This is a genomic window from Glycomyces albidus, assembly GCF_009451885.1.
GTDB classification, from domain to species: Bacteria; Actinomycetota; Actinomycetes; order Mycobacteriales; family Micromonosporaceae; genus Glycomyces; species Glycomyces albidus.
In genome coordinates this window covers 1-25,590 of the sequence record NZ_WIAO01000030.1, presented here as the reverse complement: position 1 = coordinate 25,590, position 25,590 = coordinate 1, and the positions used below count along the sequence as shown (strand labels likewise).

Annotated in this window: 23 protein-coding genes; 12 read left to right on the top strand and 11 right to left on the bottom strand. The window is 72.5% G+C overall.

The genetic code is table 11. From position 1 onward, the window contains the following. Positions 1-8: 8 nt before the first annotated feature. The 4 genes from GFD30_RS27200 to GFD30_RS20155 are packed head-to-tail and all read right to left on the bottom strand — an operon-like array spanning position 9 to position 4,918. Positions 9-2,168: an MFS transporter gene (locus GFD30_RS27200; protein ID WP_322633449.1), complete on the bottom strand. Its 2,160-nt coding sequence runs from the start codon at positions 2,166-2,168 to the stop codon at positions 9-11. A gap of 40 nt (positions 2,169-2,208) precedes the next feature. Continuing rightward, positions 2,209-2,646: an RpiB/LacA/LacB family sugar-phosphate isomerase gene (locus GFD30_RS20165; RefSeq protein ID WP_153026984.1), complete on the bottom strand. Its 438-nt coding sequence runs from the start codon at positions 2,644-2,646 to the stop codon at positions 2,209-2,211. Further along, positions 2,643-3,926: a ribokinase gene (locus tag GFD30_RS20160; protein ID WP_153026983.1), complete on the bottom strand. Its 1,284-nt coding sequence runs from the start codon at positions 3,924-3,926 to the stop codon at positions 2,643-2,645. Before GFD30_RS20160 ends, GFD30_RS20165 begins: the two co-directional genes overlap by 4 nt. Beyond that, complete coding sequence (locus GFD30_RS20155) at positions 3,923-4,918, bottom strand: LacI family DNA-binding transcriptional regulator (protein ID WP_153026982.1); 996 nt, start codon at positions 4,916-4,918, stop codon at positions 3,923-3,925. The genes GFD30_RS20160 and GFD30_RS20155 overlap by 4 nt, the downstream gene beginning before the upstream one ends. A 359-nt stretch (positions 4,919-5,277) precedes the next feature. On the opposite strand from GFD30_RS20155, the gene GFD30_RS20150 reads away from it, so the two are divergent. Further along, positions 5,278-5,994, top strand: a complete 717-nt coding sequence (locus GFD30_RS20150) for an AfsR/SARP family transcriptional regulator (RefSeq protein WP_153026981.1) — start codon at positions 5,278-5,280, stop codon at positions 5,992-5,994. A gap of 63 nt (positions 5,995-6,057) precedes the next feature. Here GFD30_RS20150 and GFD30_RS20145 read toward each other — a convergent pair whose 3' ends face one another. Continuing rightward, a complete protein-coding gene (locus tag GFD30_RS20145) occupies positions 6,058-6,453 on the bottom strand; it encodes an SH3 domain-containing protein (RefSeq protein WP_194202034.1) in 396 nt (131 codons plus the stop codon). 156 nt (positions 6,454-6,609) lie between these two features. Here GFD30_RS20145 and GFD30_RS20140 point away from each other — a divergent pair, with 156 nt between their 5' ends. Continuing rightward, positions 6,610-7,170: a DUF4291 domain-containing protein gene (locus tag GFD30_RS20140; protein WP_153026979.1), complete on the top strand. Its 561-nt coding sequence runs from the start codon at positions 6,610-6,612 to the stop codon at positions 7,168-7,170. Between the two features lie 25 nt (positions 7,171-7,195). On the opposite strand, the gene GFD30_RS20135 is transcribed toward GFD30_RS20140, so the two are convergent. Then, complete coding sequence (locus tag GFD30_RS20135; protein ID WP_153026978.1) at positions 7,196-8,254, bottom strand: serine hydrolase domain-containing protein; 1,059 nt, start codon at positions 8,252-8,254, stop codon at positions 7,196-7,198. A 162-nt stretch (positions 8,255-8,416) separates the two neighbouring features. Between GFD30_RS20135 and GFD30_RS20130 the strand changes: the two genes are divergently transcribed. Continuing rightward, positions 8,417-9,433, top strand: coding sequence for a LacI family DNA-binding transcriptional regulator (locus GFD30_RS20130; protein WP_194202033.1), 1,017 nt, complete (start codon positions 8,417-8,419; stop codon positions 9,431-9,433). On the opposite strand, the gene GFD30_RS20125 is transcribed toward GFD30_RS20130, so the two are convergent. Beyond that, positions 9,430-10,359, bottom strand: coding sequence for a diacylglycerol/lipid kinase family protein (locus GFD30_RS20125; RefSeq protein WP_153026976.1), 930 nt, complete (start codon positions 10,357-10,359; stop codon positions 9,430-9,432). The genes GFD30_RS20130 and GFD30_RS20125 overlap by 4 nt on opposite strands. Before the next feature lie 49 nt (positions 10,360-10,408). After that, positions 10,409-11,365 (bottom strand): NAD(P)-dependent alcohol dehydrogenase, encoded by a 957-nt coding sequence (locus tag GFD30_RS20120; protein ID WP_194202032.1) that lies wholly within the window; start codon positions 11,363-11,365, stop codon positions 10,409-10,411. Between the two features lie 200 nt (positions 11,366-11,565). Here GFD30_RS20120 and GFD30_RS20115 point away from each other — a divergent pair, with 200 nt between their 5' ends. Genes GFD30_RS20115 through GFD30_RS27195 form a run of 7 tightly spaced genes read left to right on the top strand, consistent with a single transcriptional unit; the run spans position 11,566 to position 18,935 of the window. Continuing rightward, positions 11,566-12,483 (top strand): MurR/RpiR family transcriptional regulator, encoded by a 918-nt coding sequence (locus GFD30_RS20115; RefSeq protein WP_153027018.1) that lies wholly within the window; start codon positions 11,566-11,568, stop codon positions 12,481-12,483. Then, positions 12,480-13,247, top strand: coding sequence for an SIS domain-containing protein (locus tag GFD30_RS20110; protein WP_322633448.1), 768 nt, complete (start codon positions 12,480-12,482; stop codon positions 13,245-13,247). The genes GFD30_RS20115 and GFD30_RS20110 overlap by 4 nt, the downstream gene beginning before the upstream one ends. A 24-nt stretch (positions 13,248-13,271) precedes the next feature. Continuing rightward, entirely contained in the window at positions 13,272-14,669 is a 1,398-nt protein-coding gene (ngcE, locus tag GFD30_RS20105) for an N-acetylglucosamine/diacetylchitobiose ABC transporter substrate-binding protein (protein WP_153026974.1), read from the top strand. A 21-nt stretch (positions 14,670-14,690) separates the two neighbouring features. Beyond that, positions 14,691-15,596, top strand: coding sequence for a carbohydrate ABC transporter permease (locus GFD30_RS20100; RefSeq protein WP_153026973.1), 906 nt, complete (start codon positions 14,691-14,693; stop codon positions 15,594-15,596). After that, positions 15,593-16,420, top strand: a complete 828-nt coding sequence (locus tag GFD30_RS20095) for a carbohydrate ABC transporter permease (RefSeq protein WP_153026972.1) — start codon at positions 15,593-15,595, stop codon at positions 16,418-16,420. The genes GFD30_RS20100 and GFD30_RS20095 overlap by 4 nt, the downstream gene beginning before the upstream one ends. Positions 16,421-16,447: 27 nt before the next feature. After that, entirely contained in the window at positions 16,448-17,638 is a 1,191-nt protein-coding gene (locus GFD30_RS20090) for a family 16 glycosylhydrolase (protein WP_153026971.1), read from the top strand. 4 nt (positions 17,639-17,642) lie between these two features. After that, a complete protein-coding gene (locus GFD30_RS27195; RefSeq protein WP_227996729.1) occupies positions 17,643-18,935 on the top strand; it encodes a BadF/BadG/BcrA/BcrD ATPase family protein in 1,293 nt (430 codons plus the stop codon). Between the two features lie 227 nt (positions 18,936-19,162). On the opposite strand, the gene GFD30_RS20080 is transcribed toward GFD30_RS27195, so the two are convergent. The 3 genes from GFD30_RS20080 to GFD30_RS20070 are packed head-to-tail and all read right to left on the bottom strand — an operon-like array spanning position 19,163 to position 23,306. Further along, entirely contained in the window at positions 19,163-19,813 is a 651-nt protein-coding gene (locus GFD30_RS20080; RefSeq protein ID WP_153026970.1) for a response regulator, read from the bottom strand. Then, entirely contained in the window at positions 19,810-21,333 is a 1,524-nt protein-coding gene (locus GFD30_RS20075; protein WP_153026969.1) for a sensor histidine kinase, read from the bottom strand. The genes GFD30_RS20080 and GFD30_RS20075 overlap by 4 nt, the downstream gene beginning before the upstream one ends. A 32-nt stretch (positions 21,334-21,365) precedes the next feature. Then, positions 21,366-23,306 (bottom strand): serine hydrolase domain-containing protein, encoded by a 1,941-nt coding sequence (locus GFD30_RS20070; protein WP_153026968.1) that lies wholly within the window; start codon positions 23,304-23,306, stop codon positions 21,366-21,368. A 309-nt stretch (positions 23,307-23,615) separates the two neighbouring features. On the opposite strand from GFD30_RS20070, the gene GFD30_RS20065 reads away from it, so the two are divergent. After that, positions 23,616-25,070, top strand: coding sequence for a family 43 glycosylhydrolase (locus tag GFD30_RS20065; RefSeq protein ID WP_153026967.1), 1,455 nt, complete (start codon positions 23,616-23,618; stop codon positions 25,068-25,070). A 125-nt stretch (positions 25,071-25,195) separates the two neighbouring features. Next, positions 25,196-25,432: a hypothetical protein gene (locus tag GFD30_RS20060; protein ID WP_153026966.1), complete on the top strand. Its 237-nt coding sequence runs from the start codon at positions 25,196-25,198 to the stop codon at positions 25,430-25,432. The last annotated feature ends 158 nt before the right edge of the window (positions 25,433-25,590 follow it).

The following is a 25,590-nucleotide window of genomic DNA, read 5'->3' as shown; positions in this document are numbered from 1 at the left end:
AAACTGTTTCATAGGCGGTGCGCCGAAATCTCGTCTAGCCTTCCCGGGACACCCGAGAAGGAGACCGCATGAGCATGACCCCGAACGAGACCACCGTCCCCCTGCTTCCCTGCGCTTCCGGCGAGGAGACCACCGCCTTCTTCAAGTCCCTGGGGTTCGCGGTGACCTACGAGCAGTACCGGCCCTACCTCTACCTGGTGTTCGAGCTGAGCGGCTTCGCGCTGCACTACGGCAAGACGCCCAAGGGCACCGACCCGGCGAACGAGGACGCGGGCGGCTGCCTGGTCTTCGTCGACGACGTCGCCGCCTACCACGCCCACTTCACCGCGGCGATGCGCGCGGCGCACGGGAAGGTCCTCGCCAAGGGCCTGCCGCGCATCACCAGGTACCGGCCCGGCGCCTCCCGCTTCACCCTCATGGACCCCAACGGGAACAGCATCCTGTTCGTCCAGCGCGACGAGCCCATGGAACTCGAGTACGGCGGTGACAGGTCGCTGCCGCCGCTCCAGCGGGCCCTCGACAACGCCCGCATCTTCCGCGAGTTCAAGAACGACGACAAGGCCGCGTTCCGGACCGTCACCTCCGCGCTGCGCCGCCACGGCGACGCGGCCGCGGTCGACCGCGCGACCGCGCACGCCGTCCTCATCGAACTCGCCGTGGCCCTCGGTGAACGCGAGCGCATCCCCGACCTCAAGGCCGGACTCGAAGCGCTCCTGCCCGGACTGGACGAGGACGAGCGGCGGCGGGTCGCCGAGGAGGCGAGCCTCGCCGACGGACTCGAAGCCTGGATCGCGAAGCAGTGAGGGGGCGGAGCCGCACGGCTCCGCCCCGTCGACCGATCGCCCTAACCGGGCGGCCTCGACGAGCGCGTTCACCCGGGCGCGCTCGTCCCGGCCCCAGGTCTCCCTGGTCAGCAGGATGCCGACCAGACCCACCAGCGCCGCGGCGAGGTACAGCACCGACGCGCCGGGCCAGCCGAACCGGCCCACGAGCGCGGCCGCCAGGAGCGGCGCGAAGCCGCCCAGGGCCGCCGCGACCTGGTAGCCGAGCGAGGCGCCGGAGGTGCGGGTCGCGGTGCGGAACTGCTCGGTGAGGAGCGACCCCTGCGCGCCCGTGAGGGAGGCGTGGATGACGCCGATGCCGATGATGAACACCGTCACGACGAGCACCGGTTCACCGTCGTTCGTCAGCAGGTACATGGGGAACGCGAACAGCGCCGCCGCGATGCACCCGGCGATGTACACAGGGCGCCTGCCGATCCGGTCGGTGAGGCTGCCGGCCAGGAACGTCACCGCGATCGCCGTGATGCTCGCGGCCGTGATCGCGCCGAGCGCGACCGGCCGCAGCTCCGGGTCCCGCTCTGAGATGTAGTTCAGCAGGTAGGTGGCCGTCGAGTAGTACGCGAAGGACTCGACCACGCGCAGGGCGATGACGCGCAGGATGCCGCGCCAGTCGTCGCGCAGCGTCGCGAGGAACGGGTTCTTCTCGGTCTTCCCGGTCGCCTGCGCCTCCTGGAACTCCGGGGACTCGGACAGGCGCGAGCGCACGATCAGCGCGACGATGACGAGCACGGCGCTGAACAGGAACGGCGTGCGCCACTGCCAGTCGCCTTCGAGTGTCGCGCTCCAGGCGAACATGCCGCTGGCGAGCGCGATGCCGAGCGGGTTGCCCGACTGCGGGATCGCGGCGAACATGCCGCGGCGGTGCCATGGTGCGTGCTCGTACGCCATGGTGATCGCGCCGCCCCATTCGGCGCCGAACGCGAGGCCCTGGATCATGCGGACCACGGTGAGGATGATCGGCGCGGCGGCGCCGATCTGCGCGTACGTCGGCATGAGGCCGATGGCGAAGGTCGCGGCGCCCATGACGATCATGGCGCCGACGAGGACCGGCTTGCGGCCGTAGCGGTCGCCGAGGTAGCCGCCGATCGCGCCGCCGAGCGGGCGCATGACGAATCCGACGGCGAGGGTCGCGAACGCGAGGAGCGTGCTCGTGAGCGGGTCGTCGGAGGGGAAGAAGACGGTGCCGAAGTAGAGTGCGGCGGCCGTGCCGTAGGCGATGAAGTCGTAGTTCTCGACGCTCGTGCCGGCGGCCGCGGCGATGGCGGTCTTGACGCGGTCCTTCGAACCGAGGGGGCTGCGTATGGGGGCGGTTGCCGTCTGGGACACGGGGATCTCCTTTGATCGGTTGAGAGTGGACGGTTCCGGGTCAGTCGAGGGCGTTGAGCTTGGCGACTCGGCGGCGGGTGTCCTCGTCGTCGTCGAACACGGCGTCGAGGAACTCGCGCACGATGTCGGGGACGAGCGCGTGCGGGACGAGCCAGGCGCCCATGGCGATGGCGTTCGCGTCGTCGTGCTCGACGGCCTGGTGCGCGGAGTACGGCTCGTGGGCGAGTCCGCAGCGGATGCCGGGGAGCTTGTTGGCGGCCATGACCGCGCCTTGGCCGGTGCCGCACACGAGGATCGCGCGGTCGGCGCGCCCGTCGAGGACCGGACCGCAGGTGGCCTGCGTGATGTCGGGGAAGTCGACGGGGTCGGTGCCGTCGGTCCCGCAGTCGAGGACCTCGTGCCCCAGGCCTTCGATGACCTGGCGGACGGTGTCCTTCATGGGGAAGCCGGCGTGGTCGGCTCCGAGCGCGATCCTCATCGGGCGGTGTTCCTTTCGGTCGGGTTCGGTTGCGGCGGAAGGGCGCTGCCGACGGTCGGCGGAGCGGCCGCGCGCCGGTCGGGTGGTTCGGCGCCGGCCTGCGCGGGGTGCGGCCCGGCGGCGCCGGCGCGCTCGGCGAGCGCATCAGTCGCGGCCCTGGCGGTACCGGAGGACGCCGCGGAATCCGGGCCCGCGGAGAGGGATTCGACCTCGGCCTTCGCGGGGATCGACGGCGAGGCTCCGGGCCTGGTGACCGCGAGCGAGGCGGCGTCCAGGGCGCGCCGGAGCCGCTCGCGCAGCGGCAGACCGGCGAGTGCGGCGAAGTACCCGGCGAAGGTGTCCCCGGCCGCCGTGGTGTCGACGGCCTCGACCCGGCGCGCCGGCGCGAGGCCGGTCTCGCCGCCGACCCGGTAGGCCGCGCCCGCGGCACCGAGGGTGCAGATGACGTCGGCGCCCGTCGCTCGGGCGACGCCGTGCAGCAGCGCGTCGGTTCCCGCGGCGGATCGGGCAGCGGCGGTGACGCCGTGCAGCCTGGCGACCTGCATCAGCTCGTGCTCGTTGACCAGGAGGAGGTCGTGCCCGGGCACCAGCTCCTCGGCCGTCTCAGGTGCGGGGGCCGCATTCCAGACGACCGCCGCGCCCGCTTCGCGGGCCAGTGCCGCGGCGAGCCGCGACGTCGCGGCCGGGATCTCGTTCTGGAGCAGGACCACGTCGCCGGGACGCAGCGCGAGGCACGCTTCCCTCACGGCCGCTTCGGGAATCGCGTGGTTGGCTCCGGGCAGGACGACGATCGAGTTCTCGGCCGCGTCGTCGATGAACACGAAGGCGCGCCCTGACGGCGTCCCGTCCAGGCGGGCGACACCGCCGGTGTCGATGCCGTCGGCGTCGAGTGCGGCGAGCATCGCGCCGCCGTCCCGCGTCCCGACCGCGCCGACCATGCGCACGTCCGCCCCGGCGCGGGCGGCGGCGACGGCCTGGTTCGCGCCCTTGCCGCCGAGCGCGGTGTCCGCCGAGCGGGCGCTCAACGTCTCGCCGGGACCGGGGAAGCGCGGGACCCGCACGGCGTCGTCGATGTTGACGCTGCCGACGACGAGGACGCGAGCGGCCCGGCGGCCACCTGGGCGGGTTTCAGTACCGGTCGAAGGAGCGCTCGATCGGCTCCCGGCGTCGACCGCCGCCGGTACACGCCGGTCCGGGCCGGGGCCGGCCGGCGCGGGCGGCGTCGCCGCGCGGTGCGGCGGCGTGCCGCGACCAGCGGGCCCGGATGCCCTGGCGCTCATGCCGCCGCGCCTTCGGAGCGGTCGACGAACGTCGTCGGGATGCGCTCGGAGGCGGCGGTGCCGCCGCCGATGAGGCTGAGGAGGCCGCGGACGCCGGCGCGGCCGATGCCCGTGGCGTCGTTGCGGACGGCGCTCACGGGCGGAGACATGAACGCGAACCATTCGACGTCGTCGAAGGAGACGAACTCGATGCGCGAGGCCGCTTCGGCGCCGAGGCGCTCGCGCACGGCCCGCATGGCGCCGAGGGTCGTCTGGCCGTTGGCGCCGAACACGGCCGTGGGCGTGACACCGCGGTCGAGAATGCGGCGCATCGCCGCTTCGGCGCCGTCGGCGAGGAAGTCGCCGGCGTCGATGAGCGCGTCATCGGTGCTGATGCCGTGCGCTTCGCGCCCGGCCAGGTACGCGTCGTGGCGCTCGGCGCCGGTGGAGAAGCTCTCCGGGCCGCCGATGAAGGCGACGTCGCGGTGCCCGCGCCGCTGGAGCCAGGCGAGGGCCTGGGCGACGCCGCCGGCGTTGTCCGTGCCGTAGAGGGGCGCGTCCACGCCGTCGATCGACCGGTTGAGCAGGACGATCGGCAGGTTCGCGGCGATCAGCGCCTCGAGGCGGGGCGTCTTGGGGCCCTGCGGGGACAGCAGGAGCCCGTCGATGCGCTGCGCCGCGAAGACGTCGAGCACGGCGTCGGCCTGCGCTGCGTCCTCGTTGGCGTTCGCGAGGATCACGGTGTAGCCGTGGGCGCGCGCCTCCTGCTCGGCCGCGTGGGCGAGTTCGGAGAAGAACGGGCTGCGGATGTCGGAGACGAGCAGCCCGAGCACGTCGGTGCGGGCGCGGCGCAGGGAGCGGGCCGGGCCGTTCGCGATGTAGCCGAGTTCGGCCGCGGCCGCGAGCACGCGGCGGCGCGAGTCCGGGGACGTCTGGGGGCTGCCGCTCAGGACCCGGGATGCCGTGCCGACGGCGACTCCGGCCCGCGCCGCGACGTCTTTGATCGTGGCCACCTGTCCCACCTCTCTGTCGTTGCGGGTCTGCCGTTGCAGGTGCCTCCGCCTTCACGAAAGCGGAGCTATGGAAACGATTCCATGACGGAAACGTTTCCAACGTAGCACCGGCGCCTCCGGGAGCGCAAGACCGAGTGCCCCGGTCCCACCTCCCGGGCGTCCCTCGAGACCCACTGACAACCCCCGGAACCGTTGCGCTCCAATGCAATGAATTACGCGGATTCGAGGACAGAAATGATCTTCCGGTTCGCTTAGAATTCGTACGCAGAGCCAGGGAATATCCAATCTGAGCCACACTGGGAGCATGGGTGGAGTTTCGGTTGCTAGGTCCCTTTGAGGCGCGGCATCAAGGCGAACCGGTGGAGATCCGCGGACTGACGTATCCGAAGATCCTGGCCCTGCTGCTGCTCGGAGACGGAACGGCCGTCTCGGTCGAGCGCATCGTGGAGGCGCTGTGGGACGACTCGCCCCCGTCGACCGCGCGGCGGCAGGTCCGCAATCGCGTCGCCTCGCTTCGCAGGGTACTCAAGGGACACGGACACGATCCGATTCAGACTGTGGCGCAGGGCTACCGGATCCCCTCCGACCAGGTGCACTGCGACTGCTGCGCCTTCACGGCCCTGTCGCAGCGGGCCAGGGCGCAGGCCGATGCCGCAGATCTCGAAGGGGCCGTGCGGACCATGGACGACGCACTCGCGGTGTGGACCGGACCGGCCCTGATGGGCCTCACCGGAAAGGTCTTCGAAGCGTCTTCGCACCGGCTCGAGGAATCGCGCTACATCGCGATCGAATCGCGCGCGTCCTGGCAACTGCGTCTCGGGCGGTCCGACGTGATCATCGGCGAACTCTCCGAACTCGTCGCCTCGAAACCGTACCGGCAGCAATTGCTGTACCTGTACATGTCCGCACTCCAACTGAGCGGCAGGGCGGCCGAGGCGCTGAAGGCGTACGAGATCCACCGGCTGCGGTTGAACGAGGAACTCGGCATCGAGCCCGGACAGGCGCTCCAGCGCCTCTATGTGTCCATATTGCGCGACGAGCAGCCGTTCGCCGACAGTCGGTTCCCGAGCCTCTGAACGGGGAGGCGCCCGGGCCTCGACGAGGCCCGGGCGCGGAGCGCACTGAATCCAGCGGTCAGATCAGCAGTGGACGTTCGCCCCGTTGCCGACGAGCAGGCTGTCCTTGATCCAGCCCTGGACTCCGGTGTTGTAGTCGTACACGTGCGACCAGGTGCCGCCGGTGCCCGAGACCCAGCAGTCGTACTGGAGCGTGTGCGACGCCTGGGCCTGGCCGACGATGGTGCACGCCGGGTTGGTGTTGTGGGGCCCGGTGCGGATGTTGACGCCGTTCCCGGTGGTCGAGCCGAGCCGGCCGTCCAGGATCGACCAGGCGTGGTTGCAGTTGCTCTGGGCGCCGATGTCGGCGGTCGCCCCGGCCGGCTCGGCGCCGGCCTGGGTGGCAGAGAATCCGACGGCGGCGAGAGCGAACGCGGCGCCGGCCGCGAGCCCTGCGAGCCTTCTGGCGAAGGGTTTCACTGGCATTCCTCCTTGAGGTGTGGAACCTACGGATCGATACTCGCGTCATCGCGCACAGTGACGGCATCTGCGGGGAACACGGCGCGCACAACCGCCGCACAACGCCTGGCGGAAACGGGTTTGCGGCGCGGACGGTTCGGTGGCACGCTGCGGTGCATGCCGTCCCAGTACGAGGTCCGCGCCGACTTCGACGCCCGCACCGTCGTGATGTACCAGGCGTTCCCGCCCGCGATCGCCGACGCGGCGCTGCGGGCCGGACGGTTCACCGCGCCGTTCTCGTTCAACCGGATGACGTGGATCAAGCCGTCGTTCCTGTGGCTCATGCACCGCAGCAACTGGGCCCGCAAGCCCGGGCAGGAGCGGATCCTCGCCGTGCGGATCACCCGCGAGGGCTGGGAGGCGGCCCTCGCGCACGCGGTGCCCACCACCGGCGACCCGGCGGCGCTCGCGGCGGCGGCCGTGCACGTCCAATGGGACCCCGAGCGCTCGGTCCGCGGCGCGGCGCTCAACCACTACAGCATCCAGGTCGGCGTCGGCCGGCACCTGATCCGCACCTTCGCCGAGGAGTGGGTGGTCGGGCTGACCGATCTCACGCCGCAGGTCCGCAAGGCCGCCGAGCTGGTCCGCGGCGGCGGCGCCGCGCGGGCGCAGCGGATGCTGCCGCCCGAGCGGGTCTACCCGCTCGATCCTGAACTGGCGCGGCGCATCAGCCCGTGACGCGCCGAGACCGGGCGCGGCCGGGTCAGCGCTTGACGGCCGCTCGGACGGCCTCGTCCACCGTCCACGCCGAGCCGTTGACGTTGCTGAGGACGACGGTGTTCACGTCGAGCCCGGGATAGCGCCGGATGAGCGCCTCGGCGCCGGGATCGGCGCCTTCGGCGCCGTACGCGCGCCGCTCGCCCTCGCCGAACAGGAAGACCCCGAGCCCCATCGAGGTGGACCTGCCGACGTGCACGTGCGGGCGCAGCGCCTGCTCCAGGAGGTCGGGCTTGACGAGTTCCCCTGCCGCGTAAGCGGTCAGGAAGCGGTCGAGGTCGCGGGCGGAGGAGAACGCGCCGCCGTCCGGTGCGCCGACCGAGGGCGTGGCGAACACGTTGGTGCGCCACGGCTCGCCGGGCGCGGAGGGCCGCAGGTATCCGGTCGCGACGTCGGGCCGGACCTGGTCGGCGGCGAAGAGCCCGCTCCGGTCCATGCCGGCGGGGGAGAAGACCCGGTCGCCGACCGCGGTGGCGTAGTCGGTGCCGGCGACGTCCTCGACGACCAGGCCCAGCAGGATGAACCCCGCGTTGGAGTACTGGAACCGCTCGCCCGGTGCGCGGTAGGGCGCGAGGGACGCGAACAGCGGGAGGTAGTGGACCGGTTCGACGACGCGGTAGACCGGGAGGTCCCGCCACAGGGCCGCGAACTCCTCGACCCACGCGTCGGTGGCGGTCTCCTCCTCGAAGTAGTCGGCGATGCCGGAGGTGTGCGTCAGCAGGTGCCGGACGGTCACGTCGTCCCGGAGCGTGCTCGGCCGCCGCTCGGGCGGCAGGACCGATGCGACGGCGGTGTCGAGCGCCAGGCGCCCCTCGGCGACGAGGTCGAGGACGGCGACGGCGGTGAAGATCTTGGTGACCGATCCGAGCGCGAACCGGGTGCGGTCGCCGATCGGTGCGCCCCAGGCGCGGTCGGCGAGGCCGCGGTGCGCCTCGTAGACCGTCCGTCCGGCCCGCGTGATGAGGACCGAGCCGGAGAAGTCGCGTTCGGCCGCGAGCCGGTCGAGTTCGCGGTCGAGGGCGTCGCCGAGTTCACTGGTCTGCATGTCCACAGTCTCGGGGGTGCGGAGGGCGGGGGCAACTGAGTATCGTCTGAGCGGGTGTGCGCGACCCGACGGGCAGTGAACGTGAAATAAACTCCTATGATCAGCTTGCCCGGACGGTGATCCACACCCATGCGAGGCGATCGACGATCCGAAGGGGGAGGCGTGGGTGACAAAGGCCGTCCGGCGCCGAAAGGCAAGGTTCCCGCGACCATCTACGACATCGCCCGGATCACGGGCGTCAACCCCTCCACGGTGTCCCGGGCGCTGAACCAGCCCGGCCGCGTCAGCGCCAGCACCGAGCAGCGCATCCGCGAGGCCGCCGCCGACCTGGGCTACCGCACCAATCCGATGGCCCGCGCGCTCCCGACGGGCAAGACCGGGACGCTCGGCCTGCTCGTCTCCGACCTCACCAACCCGGTCTACTTCGACCTGGTGCGCGGCGCCGAGCGGATCGCCCGCGAGCACGACACCATGCTCATCTTCGCCGACTCGCAGGAGTCCGCCGAGCTCGAGCGCTCGACGGCCGAGCGCCTCCAGATCGCCGTCGACGGACTGCTCCTGGTGGCCTCGCGCCTCGAGGACGCCCAGATCCAGGAGCTGGCCGCCGTGAAGCCGCTCGTCGCGGTCAACCGGCCGGTCCCGGGCGTGCCCTCGGTCGCCCCGGACGTGCAGCCGGGCATGGTCGAGGCGGTCGACCTGCTCCACGGGCTCGGCCACCGCCGCATCGCCTACCTCGCCGGCCCCGAGGCGTCCTGGATGAACGGGATGCGCTGGGTGACCGCGCACGACCTCGCGGTGGACCGCGGCATGTCCATCGTGGAGATCCAGTCCTCCGCGCCGACCCGCGAGGGCGGCACCGAGGCGTTCGCCGCCGTGATGGCCGCCGACGTCACCGCCGTGCTCGCCTACAACGACCTCGTCGCGCTCGGCCTGCTCGGCGCGTGCCTGGAGCACGGCGTGGCGGTGCCGCGGGACCTCAGTCTCATCGGCTTCGACGACATCTTCGGCGCCGACCTGTCCGCGCCGGCGCTCTCCACCGTCCGGTGCTCCTGGGGCGACATGGGCGAGCGGGCCGTCGCGAAGCTCATCGGCGCGATCGGGGGCGACGCCGGCGGTGCCGAGCTGAACCTCCCGACCGAGTTCGTCTCCCGCGCCTCGGTCGCCGCGCCCGGCCGCTAGCGGACGCGGACCGCGCCCGGCCGGACCTCGGCCGTGAACGCCGAAGTCTCGCCGAGGTCGTCGCCGTCGATCTCCAGCACCAGCGGCTGCGACAGCTCGACCTCCACCCGCCGCGCCCGCGCGTGTTCGGCGGTGTCGGCGCTGGCGGCGCGGTCCCGGCCGGTGAGGAGGCGCCGGACCCCGTTGTCCCACACGAACGACCGGAGCGTGTCGAGCCACTGGCCGATGCCGTCGGCGCTGAGCAGCAGCAGGTCGAGCTCGCCGTCCGCCGGATCGGCGTCGGGGAGCAGGCGGATGCCGCCCTGGAGCGTCCCGCAGTTGCCGACCAGGAGCGTGTGCCCGGCGGTGCGCACGGCCTCGCCGCCGTCGACGGCGAGACCGATGTCGACCACCTGCGTGGCGTTCACGGCCCGCCCCAGCGACTCCACATAGGCCAGCCAGCCGACCCGGCTCTTGAGGTCCTCGTCGGTCTCGGCGATCATGTGCGCGTCGATCCCGAAGCCGGCCATGACGGCGAACGCGCAGCGGACCGGTTCGCCGTCGATCTCGGCCTCGACCCAGCCGAGGTCGATCGGCCGCGACTCGCCATGGAAGGCCCGCTCGAGCGCGTTCGCGGGGTTGTTCAAGGGGATGCCGAGATTCCTGGCGAGGAGGTTGCCGGTGCCCTGCGGGACGATCCCGAGCTCGGCCCTGGCCCCGCGCTCGGCGAGCCGCTCGGCGACGGCGCGGACGGTCCCGTCCCCGCCGACCGCGACGACCGCCTCGGCGCCCGCATCGAGGGCCGCGTCGGCGGCGCTGCGGCCGGGGTCGTCGGGGCTCGTCTCGTGCCACGAGAGCGCCGCGTCGGTGGGCGGCAGCGCCTTCCTGAGGTCGTCGCGTGCGGTCTTCGCCGGGTTCCACACGATCGCGATCCGGTCGTCCGCCATCACCTCTCCTTGCCCCCCATCGGGTTCAGCGCCCCCCAGCCTAGCGGTCTCACGGAACCTCGACGACGACCTTCCCCCGATTGTCGCCGGCCGCGATCCGCGCGAACGCCGCCGGCGCCTCGGCCAGCGGGTAGACCCGGTCGACGACCGGCGCGGCGGCGCCGTCGAGCACCAGCGCGGTCACCTCCTCCAGATGGGCGCGCGACTGCGGCACGGCCAGGACCCTGACCCGCTTCCCGGCGCGCCAACCGGCGGTCGGCCCCGCGATGAGCGTCGCCAGCAGGATCCGTGTGCGGCCGCCGACCATGAGGTAGGCGCCGCCGGGACGCAGCGCCCGCTGCACGCGGTACGGCGAGCGGTGGGCGATCAGGTCGATGATCCGGTCGTAGCGGCCGCGGCGCTCGGCCCAGTCCTCCGCTTCGAAGTCGATCGCCTCGTCGGCGCCGATCTGCCGCAGGTAGTCGGCCTTGTCGGCGCGGTCGACGGCCGTCACCTCGGCGCCGAAGTGCTTGGCGAGTCCGACGACGAGCGCGCCCCCGGCGCCGCCGGCGCCGTTGACCAGGACCGCATCGCCGTCCTTGACGCCCTTGGTCGCCCGGAGCGCGATGCAGCCCGCCTGCGGGAGCGCCGCGGCGTCGACGAAGGACAGACCCGGCGGCTTGCGGGCGAGCAGGTTCGGCGGCGTGGCGACGTACTCGGCCAGGCCCCCGCGGTATCCGGCCAGCTCGCCGAACACCTCGTCGCCGGGCGCGAACTCGGTCACGGCCGCGCCGACCGCCGCGACCACGCCGGCCACATCGGACCCGGGCACCGGCTTCCGGGGGCGCCGCAGCCCGCCGAGGCGCGCGTAGAAGGGGCTGCCGGCGAGGTTCTCGCGGTCCGATCCGTTGAGGGACGCGGCCCGGACCTTGATGAGCACCTCGCCGTCGGCGGGGACGGGTTCGGGCAGCTCGCCCAGTTCGACGAGGTCGGGTGTTCCGTAGCGCTCTTGGATGACGGCTCGCATGACGGGCTCCTGTCTCGCGCCGACAAGGGGTGTGTCCAGCATAGACGGACCGGGCGCAGCGGCCGGTCCGCGCGGCGACCCACAGTACGGGACTTCGAGGACCGTCGATGAAATTTATTCTCCCTAGGCGTTGACTTGCGGCTCAGTTCATCGTAATTTTCTTCATAAGGAACGTTTGATGAAAGGAATTCTCGGTGGCGATGACGGTGCGGAACCTGGGGGTGGTCGGTCGGCTCCGGACGGAGTTGGCGACGCTTCCCGATGCGCTGCAACGGGTTGCAATGCAGATCCTGGAGGACCCGGACGCGGCGACGCGGGCGTCCATCGCCGATCTCGCCGAGCGCGCGGGCACCTCGACGGCGACGGTGACGCGGTTCTGCCGGGTGCTCGGGTTCTCCGGGTACGCGGCGCTGCGCGTCGCGCTCGCCGCCGAAGGCGGGCGGGCCGAGCAGGCGCGGTGGGAGACCGACATCGACCGCGAGATCGAGCCCGAAGACCCGCTGGACCGGGTGCTCGACATCGTGGCCGGCGCCGACTCGCGGGCGATCCAGGAGACCGCGGCGCGGCTCGACCTCGAACGGATCGACCGGGTCGCCCAGGCGGTGGCCGAGGCCGGACGCGTCGAACTCGTCGGCTTGGGCAGCAGCGGCACGGCTGCACGCGAGCTCGCGTTCCGCCTCGAGCGCATCCGCGTGCCCTGCTGGTTCCGGCCCGACGCGCACACCGCGCTCACGAACGCGGCGCTGCTGCGGCCCGGCGACGTCGCGATCGGGCTCTCGCACAGCGGCCGGACCCGCGAGGTCGTCGAGGTCCTCGCCGAAGCGCGCGAGCAGGGCGCGCTGACCGTGGCCGTGACCTCGTTCGAGCGCTCGCCGATGGCGCAGGCCGCCGACGTGGTACTCACGACCGCCGTTCACGAGACGACGTTCCGCCTCGCCGCGCTCTCGGCGCTGCACTCGCAGCTCCTGGTGCTCGACCTCATCTACGTGGCGGTCGCGCAGCGCACCTACGAGCGCACCACCGAGGCGTTCGAGGTCACCGCGCGGGCCGTCCGCGCTCACCGCTTCGCCGACGAACCGAACCGCAACCGCCGAAACCGATCCCAGGAGGACCAGTGACCGACCAGACCGCCCGCGTCACCGGCCGGGCCTATCTCGACCTCGTCAGCGCGGCGATCCGGCGCGTCGGGGAGGAGCAGGCCGAGGCCGTCGGCGAGGCCGCGCGGCTCATCGCCGACTCGATCGCGGCCGGCGGCGTCCTTCAGGCGTTCGGGTCCGGGCACTCCGAGGCGCTCGCGATGGAGCTGGCAGGGCGCGCCGGCGGCCTCGTGCCCTCCAACAAGATCGCCCTGCGCGACCTCGTGCTCGTCGGCGGCCTTCCGACGGAGACGCTCGAAGACCCGTTCCTGGAGCGCAAGCCCGAAGTCGCGCACCGGCTCCTGGCGACCGTGGCGACCGAGCCGGCCGACGTGTTCGCGATCGCCTCGAACTCCGGCATCAACGGCGTCGTCGTCGAACTCGCGCTCCAGGTCAAGGAGCGCGGCCACCCGCTGATCGCCTTCACCTCGGCCGAGCACAGCGCCAAGACCGCCTCCCGACACCCGTCGGGCCGGCGCCTGAGCGAGATCGCCGACGTCGTCCTCGACAACGGCGCCCCCTACGGCGACGCCGCGATGCCGCTGCCCGGCGGCGGCGCGGTCGGGGCGGTCTCGTCCGTGACCGCGGCCGTGCTCGCGCAGATGGTCGTCGGCGAGGCCGTGCAGCGCCTCATCGACGCCGGGCACACCCCTCCGGTCTACCTGTCCGCCAACATCCCCGGCGGCGACGAGCACAACCTCAGCCTGGAGGCCCGGTACGCCGGGCGCATCCGGCGCACTGCCTGAACAAACCTCCCGAAAGGCCCCCTCATGTACGCGCATCCCTCCCGCCGCTCGCTCCTGCGAGCCTCCACAATGGCCGGTGCGGCGGCCGTCCTGTCCGGCTGCGTCACCGCCGGCGGCGACGACCCCGCCCCGCAGGCGACCGGCGCCGTCACCGACGACAACCCGCTCGGCGTCCCCGACGGCGCCGACCTCGAGGTCGTCATCTTCAACGGCGGCTACGGCGAGGAGTACACCCGGCACGCCGTCACCCTCTACGAAGAGCGCCACCCCGACGCCACGGTCACCCACGAAGGGCTCCAGAAGGTCGGCGAGGTCCTCCAGCCCCGCTTCGTGTCCGGCGAACCCCCGGACGTCGTCGACAACTCCGGCGCCGGGCGCCTCGACATCGCCGCGCTCGCCGCCGCCGGGCAGCTCACCGACCTCGCCGACCTCCTCGACGCGCCCAGCCTCGACGACCCCGCCGTCCCGGTCCGGGACCTCCTGCTCCCCGGCGTCGTCGAGGACGGCACCCTCGACGGGACCGTCCGCTACCTCAACTACTCCTACGTGGTCTGGGGCCTGTGGTACTCCCGCTCCCTCTTCGACCGGCACGGCTGGAGCGTGCCCGCCACCTGGGACGACATGCTCGCCCTCTGCGAGGACATCAAAGGCGCCGGCATCGCCCCCTGGACCTGGCAGGGCAAGTACCCCGAGTACATGATGGACCCGCTCCAGTCCCTCGCCGCCAAAGCGGGCGGCATCGAACTCGTCCACGCCATCGACAACCTCGAACCCGACGCCTGGCGGCACGAGGCCGTCCTCGCCGCCGCGGATGCGATCCACCGCCTCGCCGCCGGCGGGCACTTCCTCGAAGGCTCCGAAGGACTCTCGCACACCGAGGCCCAGAACGCCTGGTGCAGCGGCCGAGCCGCGTTCATCCCCTGCGGGTCCTGGATCGAAGGCGAGCAGCAGGACGTCACCCCCGAGGGCTTCGACATGGCCATGGCCGCCGTCCCCGCCCTCACCGCCGCCGACGCCCTCCCGAACGGCGCCGTGCAAGGCGCCAGCAGCGAGTCCTTCCTCGTCCCCGCCCAGGCCCGGAACCCGCGCGGCGGCCTCGAATACCTCCGATGCCTGTTCTCGGGCGAGGTCGCCCGCGGCTTCGCCGAATCCGCCAAGGCCATGCCCGTCGTCCGCGGCGCCACCGACGGCCTCGACCTCGCCCCCGGCCTCGCCTCCGTCGCCGCCGCGCTCGAGACCGCCGGCGACGACGTCTTCGGATACAAGTACCGCACCTGGTACCCCGAACTCGCCGTCGAAGTCGACACCGCCACCGGCGAACTCCTGGCCGGGCGCGCCGACCCCGAGCAGTGGGCCGACCGCATCCAGGCGGCCGCCGACGCCGTCGCCGCCGACGACTCCATCGCCAAGCACGAGCGCTGAGCACCACGGGGGAGGCGAGCCATGCGACACGGCAAGTACCGGTTCCTGATCGGGGCGCTCGCACCGCCCCTGCTGCTCTACGGCGTGTTCGTCGTATCGCCCTACGCCCAGGCGTTCTACCTCGCCCTCACCGACTGGGACGGCCTCTCCGCCGAAGCCCGCCTCGTCGGCCTCGCCAACTTCACCGACCTCTGGGGCGACCCGCTCTTCCTCGCCGCCCTGCGCAACAACGCATTCCTGCTCCTGGCCGTCCCCACCGCCACGATCGCTCTAGCCCTCTTCTTCGCCGCCTGCCTCACCCTCGGCGGACGGCGCCGGCGCGGCGTGCGCGGCTCAGGCCTCTACCGGATCGTCTACTTCTTCCCGCAGCTCCTGTCCGTGGCGATCCTCGGCGTCCTCTTCCAGTTCGTCTACACCCCGGGCAACGGACTCCTCAACGGCCTCCTCGACGCGGTCGGACTCGACGCCCTCCAGCGGTCCTGGCTCGCCGACCCCGCCACCGCCCTCCCCGCGGTCACGGCCGTGATGGTCTGGTCCGCCGTCGGCTTCTACGTCGTCCTCTTCACCGCCGCAATGGAATCCGTGCCCGCCGACATCGTCGAGGCCGCCGTCCTCGACGGCGCCGGGAACCTCACCGTCTTCCGCCGCATCACCCTCCCGCTCGTATGGGACAGCGTCCAGGTCGCCTACGTCTACCTCGGCATCCTCGCCCTCGACGGATTCGCCCTCGTCCAGATCATGACCGTCGGCCCCGGCGGCCCCGACAACGCCACCGAGGTCATCGGCCTCACCCTGTACCGCGCCGCATTCACCTACGGCGAGTTCGGCTACGCCTCCGCCATGGGCGTCACCCTCTTCTTCATCACCCTCACGCTCACCGCGCTGGCCCTGCGCGCCACCAAGCGAGAGCGGGTGGAACTCGCATGAGGACCCGCATCGCCGACGGCGCCCTCCACCTCGTCCTCGCCGCCTGGGCCGCACTCGTCACGCTCCCGCTCGCCTGGGCCGTCGTCTCGTCGCTCAAGACCGACGCCGAGATCTTCGCCAGCCCCTGGAGCCTCCCCGCCGAACCTCAATGGGACAACTGGATCCGCGCCTGGCGGGAAGCCGGCATCGGCCGCTACCTGCTCAACACCCTCATCGTCGTCGGCGGCGCGCTCGCCCTCGTCATGCTCCTCGGCGCCGTCTGCGCCTACTGCCTCGCCCGCTACGACTTCCCCGGCAACCGCCTCGTCTACCACCTGCTCGTCGCCGGAATGCTCTTCCCGGTCTTCCTCGCCCTCGTCCCGCTGTTCTTCGTCGTCGACCAGCTCGGCATGCTCGGCACCTACCACGGGCTCATCCTCGTGTACGCCGCCTACGCGCTGCCGTTCACCGTGTTCTTCCTCCACGCCTTCTTCCGCTCGCTCCCCGCGGCCACCGCAGAGGCCGCGTTCATCGACGGCTGCTCCCACGCCGGCGTCTTCTTCCGCGTCATGCTGCCCATGGCCCGCCCCGGCATGGTCAGCGTCGGCATCTTCAACTTCCTCGGACTGTGGAACCAGTACCTGCTGCCCCTCGTCCTCAACCCCGACCCCGACCGCTACGTCCTCGCCCAGGGCCTCGCCGCACTCGCCGTCAGCCAGGGCTACCGGAGCGACTTCTCCGGCCTCTTCGCCGGACTGATCATCGCGATCCTCCCGGTCCTGCTGGCCTACGTCCTGTTCCAACGGCAGATCCGCGCCGGCCTCACCGCCGGCGCGGTCCGATAACGAGCCCAACCGGAAAGGGAGCTCACCATGTCAACCACCCGCACCCCGCGGCGCCGCATCGCCGGCGTCGCGGCGGCGGCCCTCGCCGTCGCCGCGGCCGCAGCGGTCACCGCGACCATCGCCGACCGCACCGCCGACGCCGCCGAACCCGCCGCCTGCGACGGCGCCCTCTTCGACGACTTCGCGTACGACAACGCCGCCGACCCCGACCTCGCCGCCCGCGGCTGGACCGTCCGCACCAACGCCGGCGGCCCCGGCGTCCCCGGCGCCGCCTGGCCCGCGAGCAACCTCTCGTTCCCCACCACGGACGGCGCCAAGTCGCTCCAGCTCCGCGCCGCCACCGACGGCACGGGCGCCGGAACCAGCCACGCCGAACTCTTCCACCAGCAGAAGTTCTACGAAGGCACCTACGCCGCCCGCGTCAAGTTCGCCGACACCCCGGTCAGCGGCACTGACGGCGACCACCTCGTCGAGACCTTCTTCACCATCACCCCGCTCGACGCGCCGCTCGACCCCGACTACGGCGAGATCGACTTCGAGTACCTGCCGAACGGCGGCTGGGGCGAGACCGGCCCCATCTTCTACCAGACCACCTGGGAGACCTACCAGGCCGAACCCTGGATCGCCGACAACACCCACACCGCCCAGCGCCAGAGCTTCGCCGGCTGGCACGACCTCGTCTTCACCGTCTCCGGCGGCCACGTCAAGTACTACGTGGACGGCGCGCTCGTCGCCGACCACTCCGGGAAGTACTACCCGGAGACGCCCATGTCGATCAACTTCAACCTCTGGTTCATCGACACCGCCGCCCACGCCGGTGGCACCAGCGTCTACCACCAGCAGGTCGACTACGTCATGCACACCGCCGGCGAGGTCCTCAGCCCCGCCCAGGTGAACGCCCGCGTCGCCGGCTACCGCGCTGACGGCGTCGACCACACCGACACCGTCGGCACCGGCGGCGGCGAATGCCCCACCGATCCGCCGACCACCGACGACCCCACGGACCCGCCCACCGGCGCCGACTGCGCCGACGCACCCGACTGGGCCTTCGGCTCCGTCTACACCGCAGGGAACACGGTCGTCCACGAACGCAGCGCCAACGGCGACCCGAGCGGCCCCAAGTCCGGCGACAGCGAGCACCTGTGGCGCGCCAACTGGTGGACCCTGGGCTCCGAACCGGGCTGGACGCCGCAATGGACCGACCTGGGGCCATGCTGATCCCATGAGCAAGCTGGTACTCGGCCTGGACGTCGGCGGGACCTCCTCCCGCGCGATCGTGACCACCCTCGACGGCACCGTGGTCGGCCGGGGCGACGCCGGCGGCGGCAATCCGCTGGCCGTCCCGCCCGACCTCGCCGCCGCGGAGGTCGCCCGCGCCCTGCGCGCGGCCCTGGCCGGTACCGACCCCGCCCGCATCGCCGCCGCGGTCCTGGGCCTCGCCGGAGTCAGCGGCTTCGGCCGGCCCGAGACCGCGGCGGCGTTCCAACGCGTCTGGAACGCCGCCGGCCTCACCTGCCCTGTCCGCGCGGTCGGCGACGCCCAGATCGCCTTCGCCTCGGGCACCGACGCACCGGAGGGCACGGTCCTCATCGCGGGCACCGGCGCGGCCGCCGCCCGCATCGAAGCGGGCCGCATCACCCGCGTCGGCGACGGTCTCGGCTGGCTCCTCGGCGACCTGGGCTCCGGCTACTGGATCGGCCACCGCGCCGCGGTCGAGACGGCCCGGCGACTCCAGGCCGGACTACCGTCCACAATGCTCACCGACTCGGTGCTCGCGGCGGTCCTCGACGACCGCACCGCCGACCCCAGACCGCACGACGCACCCGACGCGGGCGCCGCCGGCCCGCGCGCAGACGTCAACGCTGCGAACGCCACCGCGAACCCCGCGGCAGTGCCCGGCCCGGACACCTCCCACCGCCCGCCCGGCCACGAACCGACCGCGCCACCCGCCGTCGAAGCCGGGGTGAGTTCCGAAGGCATCGCCGCGGCGCCGATCCACCGCATCGGTGATGACACCGCCGCGGCGACCGGCGCCCGAAGCAGCCCCCGCGCCGAGGCCGAACCGGGCTCCCACACTGAAACCGTGTCCGGCGCAGCCGTCTTCGCGCCGGCGTTCACACTCCGCTCGCACAGGCTCGATCGAGATGCGGAGGCCGTCGCGGAGGACGGTTCCGCGTCAGACGCGTTCGTCATCGCCGTTCACGCCCGACCGCCCCGCAGTCTCGACCGGCTCGCGCCGCTCGTCACCGAGGCCGCGCTGGCCGGGGATGCGCTCGCCGCGGCGATCCTCGACGAGGCCGCGGACCATCTCGCGACGGCGGTCGCCGCGGTCCGGGATCCCGGCGAGGTGACACCGATCGTCTTGTCCGGCAGCGTCCTCCGCAGCTGCGCCCAGGTCCGCGACGGCGTCCGCGACCGGCTCACTGCGACCTGGCCGGCCGCGGCGACCACGGTGGCAGGACCCGCCGAGATCGGCGCGGCGACGCTCGCCGCCCAGTCGGTTCAGCGGGTCTAGGAGGCGGTCCGGGCCAGACGCGCTCGAGCCAGCGCGGCCGGCCCGATCCACGGCCATGCCCCCATCGTGAGCCGGCACCGGCCGTGTTCCGCCCGTTCGCCCGCTCGCCGCGCTGGCGAACGACCCGGTCACCGCACACCGGTCGCCGGGTCGCCCGGCGCCCGGCGAGCGAACGACTCGGAGTCCGCCTCGCGCATCACCGGACCGGCATTAGCGACGATTCGTGTCTAGACGAGGCCGTTCTCGTAGGCCCACACGACCGTCTGCACACGGTCCCGCGCGCCGATCTTCGCCATGGCCCGCCCCAGGTGTGACTTGACCGTGCTGGTCTCCACGAACAGCTCCTCGGCGATCTCGGCGTTGGACATGCCGCGGGCCAGCAGCAGCACGATCTCGGTCTCGCGGGTGGTGAGCACATCTGCCGCGCCGCCACCGGCGTTGATCCGACGCCTCCGGCGGGCGAACTCGGAGATGACGCGGCGCGTCACCGCCTGGTCGACCAGCCCCTGCCCGGCGGCGAGCCTCCGAACGGCGTCGACCAGGTCCTCCGGTTCGCAGTCCTTGAGGATGAACCCGCTCGCGCCCGCCTCGAGCGCGCCGAACACGTACTCGTCGAGGTCGAACGTGGTCACGACGAGGATCGCGGGCGCGTCGCCCTCGCGGTCGGCCACGATCCGCCGCGTGGCGGCCAGGCCGTCGCCGCCGGGCATCCGCACGTCCATGCAGATCACGTCGGGCGCGAACTGCTTCGCGGCGGTCACCGCGGACGGGCCGTTCGACGCCTCGGCCACGACTTCGATGTCCCCGGCGTCCTCCAGCAGCACCCGGAACCCCGCCCGGACCACGGCCTGGTCGTCCACCAGCAGCACCTTGATCATCGTTCTCCCGTCTCACTCGTGGACCCGTCGCCGGACGGCTCGGACCCGGGGGCCGCGCGATCCGTCCGCCTGCCGTCGGCGGCGGACGCTCCCGATCGTTCCCCGACGGCGGCCGAAGCGGCCGGCAGCTCGCCTCCACCCGAACGACGCCGCGCTCCCGGTTCGGCCGCAACGGGATCGCCCGACCGCGCCGTCTCGGCCGCATCGCCGCCGTCCGGTCGCGCATGGCCGGCGAAGGCCGCGCGTTCGCGGTCGGCCTCTCGGACCGGCAGTCGCAGGTGCACGTTCCAGCCGCCGTCGCCGGTGGGGCCGGCGTCGAATTCGGCTCCCACGAGGTCGGCGCGCTCGCGCATCCCGACCAGCCCGGTGCCGCCGTGCTCGACCACTGCGGGCTCCCGCTGCGGCCTGCCGTTGGCGGCCTCCAGGTCCACGTGGTGCGGCTCGTAGGTCAGCCGCAGCCGCACCGCCGCCCCGGGGGCGTGCTGGCGTGCGTTCGTCAGTGCCTGCTGGGCGATCCGGTACAGCGAGATGTCGGCGATCGGCGGCAGGGCCAGCGGCTCGCCCTCGCGCACGAAGGTCACGTCGTCGCCGAGCCGCCGGGACTCCTCGACCAGTGCGTCCAGAGCGGACAGTCCCGGCACCGGCGCGTTGCCGTCCCCGCTCCCGCCCCGGTCCCGCAGGAGGCCGACCACCTGGCGCAGGTTGGCCAGGGTCTCCTTGCCCTGCGAGCGGATCCACGCCGCGCCTTCGCGGGCCGCGGCCGGGTCGCGGTCGATGAGGCGCTCGACCGCGGCGGCCTGGATGACCATGCCGGACAGGTGGTGCGCGGCGACGTCGTGGAGTTCGCGGGCGATGCGGGACCGCTCGGCGAGGATCGCGGACTCGGCCCGTTCGCGCGCGGCCCGCAGCACCTGCTCCGAGCGTTCGCGCGCGAGGTCCCGGTTGCGGCGCCGGGCGGCGATGTACACCCCGACGAAGGCCGCCGCGGCGTACAGCAGCGCGCTCGACCCGAACTGGTTGAGCACTGTGACCGCCGCACCGGGCTCGCCCCAGGTCGCCCCCGCGGAGGCCCCTGTCTCGAGGACGACGGCCGCCGCGGCGGCCCCGGCCGTGAACCGCGCGGTCGTGAGGCTGCCGATCGTGTAGGCCGCGACGGCCGGGCCGATGCCCTGGGCCATGATCTGCGGCGCGATCGCGATGATCCCCGCCTGGAGGACGACGATCGCGGCCATGCACAGGCCCGGTCGCACCCGCCTGAAGCACAGCAGCAGGGCCTGGGCCGTCGCGAGCGCCCCCATCGTCCACACCTCGGCGGACGTGACCTGCAGCGACGGTTCGGCCGGGGCGAGCTCGGCCAAGACCGCGTACATGCCCGAGGTGACCGCCGCGACGGCCGCCGCGAACACGGCGTCCCGAACGAGCGGCGGCACGGTTCTCAGGCGGGAGAGCGCCCGGTCGAGGCGCTCTCCCGGCGTCCGCTTCCGGCGGGCGGCCGCGCCTTGCTCGGCTGGCGCAGTCATGTGGACCATCCTGTCGTCGGCCGCCGCGGCGGTCAGTAGGTGATGTTCGGCGAGAGCAGCTGGAACTCGATCGCGAAGTCAGCGACCGCCGAAAGGGCCAGGAACGTGATCACCGTACCGGTCACCGCCCGCCAACCCGCCTTGCGGCGGATCTCGCCGACGAGTCTCACCGCCGCAGGGATCAGGCCGAGGGCGCCGACGAGCTGGAGCGCCTGCACGGTCCGGATCAGTGCGGCCGACGGCTCCTGGAGCGCCATCGCCATGAGGACCACCGCGACCCACCCGGCGATCGCCAGCACCGAGCAGGCGGCGCCGACGCGGACGAGCGCCCGCCACCGCCGTCCCTCGCGGGCCGGACCGGGACGGCGCCGCACCCGGCGGTAGACCGCCGCGGCCGGCCACGCGAGGAGGCCGAGCAGGAGCGCCGCGACCGCGGCGATCAGGACCGGCAGGCCGATCCGGCGCTCGGTGTCCAAGGGCAGCAGGGTGAACGCCGCGTCGTGGACGATCCCGGTCACCTCGCCGTCCTCGGTCCGGACCGCGATCGTGCGGTCGCCGCCGACCTCCGTCCACACGTCGCCGCCGACATGCTCGAACACGCCCGGTTCGAGCGTGCCCGGGTCGGACTCGAAGTACAGGCGCCCGTCGTCGAGCGCGGTGGCCTCGGTGGTGCTGACGACGTCGAGCGCCGACAGGAAGGTGGACTGCGAGCCGCGCGAGGAGTAGTAGGTGCCCTCGATGCGTTCGGCGTCCGATCCGGCGACGGTCGACGTCTCGGTCTCGCCGGGGAAGTAGCGGTCGGCGAACTCGCGCATGAGGTCGGCCCGCAGGCCGACGGTCTCGTGGCCTTCGGTGCCGGAGCTGTTGAAGGACACGAAGATCCCGGCCCCGTCGTCGGGGTAGAGGTTCAGGTGCGAGTGGAACCAGTTGGTGTCGCCGCCGTGCCCGACGACGCGGTGGCCGTTCTGGTCCTCCTGGAACCAGCCGAGCGTCATCCGCTGCGCTCCCGCGAACGCGCCGAGGCTCTCCTCGTCGAGCGCGGGGGAGTACATCTGCTCACGGGTCGCCGCGTCGAGCAGTTCGACGCCGCCGGGGTGGGCGCCGAGCTGCGCGAGCATGAAGAGCGCCATGTCGTCGGCGGTGGCCGACAGCGCGCCGGCGGGCGGGGTGGCGACGTACTCGAACGGCTGGGCCGGTCCGTCTGCGGCGCCGTAGCCGCTGGAGAGCCGGCCGGCGAGGTCCTCGGACAGGGGCTGGCGGAACGAGGAGGAGTCCATGCCCAGCGGGGCGAGCAGGTGCCGGTCGATGTAGTCCTCGAACGGCATGCCGCTCACCCGCTCCACGATGTACCCGGCGAGGGCGTTCCCGTAGTTGGAGTAGGACGGGGTCGTGCCGGGCCGGAACACCTGCTCGGGCGGGTCGGTCGCGAGTGCTTCGCGGAGGTTCACCTCATCGCCTTCGAAGGCGATGAGGCCGGCGATGCGCTCCTCGAACCCGGCGGTGTGGCTGAGCAGGTGGCGCAGGGTCAGGTCGTCGTCGTAGCCGCGTTCGAGATCGAAGTCGAGGTAGGCGGCGACGTCGGTGTCGAGGTCGAGTTCGCCCTGCTCGACGAGTTGCATGACGGCGGTCGCGGTGAAGACCTTGGACACCGACCCGGGGCGGAACAGCGTCGCCGCGGGGTCGACCTCGATCCGGGACGCGGTGTCGGCGAACCCGAAGCCGCGGGTGGTGAGGACCTGCCCGTCGCCGACGACGGCGACCGCGGCTCCGGCGACGCCGGACCCTTCGAGCATGCCGGGGAGGGTCGCGTCGAGCCAGGCGTCGACGTTCGCGGCCGTGAACTCCTCGGCGGCGGCCGGCGGCTCGGGTTCGGGCAGCGCGGGGTCGTCCCGGCCGCAGGCGGCGGTGGTCGCGAGGACGCCGAGCGCGGCGAGCGCGGCTGCGGCCCTGGCGATGGGGTGGCGGGCGGTCATGGCTTCTCCAGTGGGTGCGTCGGTCCGGTGCGGACCGCGGATGCGATGGTCGGTGCGGGATCCCTTGCGTTCGAACACCGCCAATCCTGTCCGCGCGGCGGCCTCCCCGACGACTGGCGCGAGTCGGAAACCGGCTTGCGACCTTTGGGGGAGGGCGCCTCCGGCGGAGGTCGGCACCGGGCCCTGCGAGGGCCGCTGCGATATTCATGCGGATTGATGTATTGACTTGGTCCGATCGCTTGGTTACCGTGAACATCACCTGGTGGCCGCCATGTACCTTCCCGATTCGACCCATCCTGTGGAGTTCCCATGCGCAGCTCACCCCTCAACCGCCGCCGACTCCTCCAGACGGCCGGAGCGGCGGCCGTCGCCGCAGCCGCCTCCCCGTTCTGGGCCGCCGCCCCGGCTTCGGCGAGCCCGGGCGTGCTCTACTCCAACCCGCTCATCCGGCAGCGCGCCGACCCGTTCATCGTGCGCCACACCGACGGCTACTACTACTTCACCGCGAGCGTCCCGGCCTACGACCGCATCGTCATGCGACGCGCCACCACCGTCCAGGGCCTCGCCACCGCGGCAGAGGTCACGGTGTGGCAGAAGCACGCCAGCGGCCCGATGAGCGCCCACATCTGGGCGCCGGAGCTCCACTACATCGGCGGCCGGTGGTACGTGTACTTCGCCGCCGGGCGCGCCGAGGACGTCTGGGCGATCCGCATGTACGCCTTGGAGAACGCCAGCGCCAACCCGCTCACCGGCACCTGGACCGAGCGCGGCCGGATCACCACCCCGCGCGACTCGTTCTCCCTGGACGCCACCACGTTCACCAACGGCTCCACCCGCTACCTGTGCTGGGCCCAGAGCGACCCCGAGCTCGGCAGCGGCACCAGCCTGTACCTGGCCGCGATGTCGAGCCCGCTGGCGATCACCGGCACGCCGGTCCGCATCAGCAAGCCCACGCACTCGTGGGAGACCATCGGCCACAAGGTGAACGAGGGCGCCGCCGTCATCAAGCGCAACGGCCGGATCTTCATGACCTTCTCCGCCAGCGCCACCGACGCGAACTACGCGGTCGGCCTCCTCACCGCCTCGGAGGGCGCGAACCTGCTCAACCCCGCGTCGTGGGCGAAGAGCGCGCAACCGGTCCTGCGCAGCAGCGACGCCACCGGCCAGTTCGGCCCCGGCCACAGCTCGTTCACCGTCTCCGAGGACGGCCAGAGCGACCTCATCGTCTACCACGCCCGGCCCTACCGCGACATCAGCGGCGACCCGCTCTACGACCCGAACCGCCACACCAGGGTCCAGAAGTTCTACTGGAGGTCCGACGGCACGCCGGACTTCGGGATCCCGGTCGCCGACGGGGCGACCCCGTACCGCTTCGCCGCGCACGGCTCGACCGGTGTCTTCTTGAACCACTACGACTTCCGGCTCCGTGCGAACGCGACGCCGGCGATGCTGGCGGACTCGCAGTTCCGGATCGTCACGGGCCTGTCGGGCTCGGGCACGGTCTCGCTGGAGTCGGCGAACTTCCCGGGCCGCTACCTGCGGCACCGGAACTACGAGTTCTGGGTGGAGGCCGGCGACGGCTCGACCCAGTTCCGCCAGGACGCCAGCTTCCACCGCCGCGCCGGCCTCGCCGACTCGGCCGCCGTCTCGTTCGAGTCGGTCAACTTCGCCGGCCGCTACCTCCGGCACGAGAACGGCCTGGTCAACCTGCTTCCGGCCGCCACGGCCGCCGAGCGCACCGCCGCGACGTTCCGCCTCGAATAGCCGATTCCGGCCGCGGATCGATGCCGCGGCAGAAGGTTTGGCCGCTGTGATTCGGGGCATCTTCAGCGCCCTGATCCTTCTCCGGCGGCCGGGCGAACCCCGGCCGCCCTGGAACGGAGCGACCGATGAGCGGACGAACCTACGACTGCAACAACGGCGCGATCGAGTACGAACTGCGCTGCGACGGCTGCGGCCGCGTCTTCCAATGCCACGACGACTCCTACTACAGCTGGCCGGTCCTGTGCGCGGCCGCCGAAGCCGAAGGATGGATGGTGGACTCCGGCTTCGACAGCGGGCACGAATGCCTCGGCTGCGGCACGGTCTCGCCGCGCGGCGCCCTCGTCCCGGCGAGGGCCGCCTGAGGGCGCCGCGCGCGAAGGGGCACCGCCGACGTGAACTGCTCCCCGGAAGTTGGACTGAGAATTCGGTTCCGCTTCCGGGGAGTTGTTGTTTGCATCCGTATAGTTCGTTGACCGAGCAGGAGCGTGCTGCTGCGGTGTCGCTGTTCGAGGCCGGTCAC